At 77.2% G+C, this 3,223-nt stretch carries 3 protein-coding genes; 2 read left to right on the top strand and 1 reads right to left on the bottom strand.

Features of this window, described 5'->3' with window-relative positions:
• The coding region (locus RH94_RS44415) for a PP2C family protein-serine/threonine phosphatase (protein WP_143204066.1) at window positions 1-691 on the top strand (691 nt) is incomplete at its 5' end.
• A gap of 104 nt (window positions 692-795) precedes the next feature.
• Window positions 796-1,806, top strand: coding sequence for a hypothetical protein (locus tag RH94_RS24095; RefSeq protein WP_073949872.1), 1,011 nt, complete (start codon window positions 796-798; stop codon window positions 1,804-1,806).
• An 803-nt stretch (window positions 1,807-2,609) separates the two neighbouring features.
• Here the strand turns inward: RH94_RS24095 and RH94_RS24090 are convergent.
• Window positions 2,610-3,223, bottom strand: a 614-nt coding sequence (locus RH94_RS24090; RefSeq protein WP_234425997.1) for a C40 family peptidase, incomplete at its 5' end; no start/stop codon positions are given.

The raw sequence follows: 3,223 nt of genomic DNA, 5'->3' as shown, positions 1-3,223 counted from the left end.
GCTGCCCGCCGGTCCCGGACGCCCCCGTCCCGACGTGGACCTCGCCACCCGCTGGTCGCCCGGGCCGGTGGGCGGCCACTGGTGCGAGACGGTACACCTGCACTCCGGCCGCACCCTGCTGGTCGCCGGCGACGTCATGGGGCACGGCCTGGACGCGGCGGTCGACATGAACGCCTACCGCTCCCTGCTGCGGTACATCGCCTCCACCGACCTCGCGCCGCACGGCGTCCTGCGCCGGCTGGACGCCACGATGTCCACGGAGAGCGGCCGCCGCCCCGCGACCTGCCTGCTGGCCCTGCTGGACTCCGCGCACGGCACGGCCCTGCTCGCCGGCGCGGGACACCCGCCCCCGGTCGTCGTCCGCGCCGACGGCACCGCCGCCCCGGTCGCGCTGCCCGTGGGCCCTCCCCTCGGCACCGGCGGCAGCGCCTATCGGGCGGCCGGCCTGCCCCTCGCGCCGGACGACACACTGGTGATGTTCACCTACGGGCTGATCGGGCGGCGCGGCGAGGACGTCGACACCTCGCTCGGCCGTCTGGCCGCCCTGCGGGTACGGCCCGGCCAGGACGTCGGCGCACTCCTGGACGAACTTCTGGACGGGATTCCGGGCGGCGCCCCCGGTGGCGCGGGAGCCGGCCGCGCGGACGACGGCATCGCCGTGATCGCGGCCCGCCCGCGCCCCCGGCCCTGACGGACAGGGCCGGACGCCTTCCCTCCCGGCGCCCGCGCCGCCGACACGAACCGGCCGCCCCGCCCGCCGGGCAGCCGCCGTACGCGGGGCGGACACTGGACGGCATGACCCATGGGCCCGAGTTCGCGGCACGCCCGGTCGGGCGCCGGGCCGTACTGCTGGGCATGGCGGGAGCCCTGCTCGGGGCGGCGGGCTGCACGAGCGCCGTGCCCGGACCGAGGCCGACCCCCTCCGCCTCCGGCGCCTCCGCCTCCGGCGCCTCCGCGTCGGGCACGGCGGGAACCCTCCCCCGCACCACCCCCTGGCACCCCATGTCCGCCGAGGTCCACCCCGAGGTGAAACGGCGCGCGGTCGAGCTCGTCGAGGCGATCGGCGCCTGGGCCGGCGGCAGGGACGGCGCGCCCGCGGCGCGGGCCAGAGTGGCCGCGCTGCGTCTGCCGACCGCCCTCGTGGCCCAGGCGGGGCCGCTGCTGCCGTCCGCCGACGAGGCGGTGCTGCAGGTGGTGGACGCCCAGTACGGCGGGATCCTCGCCGACTCGGCGAGCGTGCTCGTGGTGTGCCGGCAGTGGACCCGGCACGGCGGTGCCGTCCGCGCGGGCGGGACGACGGTCGACGTACGGCTGGCGCGGTCCGGCACCGGATGGACCGTCACCGCTCTGCACCCGGCCCACCCGGGCGCGCCGCTGCCCTCGCCGCCGGCCGGCGTGCACCGGGTGCTGGACGACACCCGGATCGCGCTGCCGCCCGCGGCACGGGCCGACCTGAACAGCGGCCGGGTCCACGCCGGCGTGCTCACCGCGATGCCGATCCTGGCGGGGACGTACCGGATGTACGTCAGCGTGGTCCGCTCCGGGCACCCGCTGGAGGTGTTCGGCACCAGCCGTCCCAGCGACCACCCGCGCGGACGCGCCTTCGACGTGTGGCAGATCGACGGCCACGCGGTCGTGGACCCGGCCACGCCCCGCTCCCTCGTCGAACGCTTCATGCGGGACGCGGCGGCGGCCGGCTCCTACAACGTGGGCGGCCCCGTCCTCCTGTCCGGCGGCGGCACCCCGGACCAGTTCTTCAGCGACGCCACCCACCACGACCACGTGCACATCGGTTTCCGGACCTGAGACCGGTGCGCGTACGGCGTCGGCGAGGGCCCTCGCGAGGGCGTCGTCCGGTGCCGCGGTGGCATCCGGTGGGTCTCGGTCCCGGACATGGCGTCCTCCGGTCCGGTGTCATGCCGGCCGGCGGCCCGCCGCCACTGGCCCGGTCGCCGTCGCCGCGCCGTACGGGGGCGCATGTCACTCCTGCCCGGACGGGGACCGCATACGGGTACGACCCGGAAGCCCGCGCGGCGGGGGACGGCCGCGGCGTCAGGCCGGCGCCGCCATGAGCGCGGCCACCACGGTGAGTGCCGCCAGGGGCAGTCGCCGTCCTCCCACGTTTCCACCCCGCGCTCGACGACATGCCCGGCTCCGGACGACGCCCCCGCCCACCGTCGTGATGCCGCCGTCACCGGGCCGTGAGCAAGCGGTGCCCCGAGCGGTCCGGCGGTCTCCCCGGCCGGCCTCACAGGCCCGGGAGCCCACGGGGCACGGGCACCGCGGGCACCTTGGGCGGCGCTCCGGCCGACGCTCCCCGCGGGAGCTCGCCGGACCCGACGCCCCACGGCCGCAGCAGCGGCGTCCCGGGCTCGCGTTCGGGTGCGCCCGGGTACAGGTGGCGCGGGCGGACGGGGGACGGGTGGTCGCAGGGCCCGCCGGCCGTTTCCACGGCCCGAGAAGTACTGTCCATGCCGGAGCAAACGGCGCGTACGCCCCCCGCGTACGCGTCGTGCTCCGGCGCCTCACCGCATCGGGTGAGGACACCCCTCGAACGGAGGCCTCCGCTCATGCGACAAGCTGCCCGACAGGGGGAGGCCCGGGGCGGCTCAGGCGGGCCGTACCGCACTGTGGATGGCCTGCGGGCCGGCGAAGAAGATCGACTCCTCGCGTATCGAGGCTCCCGGGCTCGGGGCGTGGACCATGGTGCCGTTGCCGGAGTAGAGGCCGACGTGGTTGACCTCGCTGTAGAAGAAGACCAGGTCGCCGGGTTGGAGGTCGGCGAGTTCGACCGGTGCGCCGGAGCCGGCCTGCTCGAAGGCCGCGCGGGGGAGCGCCACTCCGGCGGCCCGCCAGGCGGCCTGGGTGAGGCTCGAGCAGTCGTACGACTCCGGTCCGGTCGCCCCCCAGACGCACGGCCTGCCGATCTGGGCGCGGGCGAACTCGAGCGCCTTGGCGGCCTTCCTCTCGTAGGCCGCCGGTGTCCCGGCGAGGCCGGGGGGAGCGGCGGAGGCGGCGGAGTTGTCCACGGCCGCTGCCTGGCCGGCGGTCTGGCTGGCGTCGAAGAGCGAGTTCCCGTCCAGGGGCGGAGTGGTGTCGAACAGCCCGGTGGAGTGCTGCTGCCACTGTGCCGCTCCCTGCTGAGCGGTGTGCCGGGACAGCAGCTCGCGGGCCCGGGTGAGCTTGGCCTGCGACCGGCCCTTGGGCGCCCCCGGCACCGGCT

Origin of the sequence: Streptomyces kebangsaanensis (assembly GCF_001906585.1) — a bacterium.
GTDB lineage: Bacteria > Actinomycetota > Actinomycetes > Streptomycetales > Streptomycetaceae > Streptomyces > Streptomyces kebangsaanensis.
Note: the sequence above shows the minus strand (reverse complement) of the source record. Positions and strands in the feature narration are given on the sequence as shown.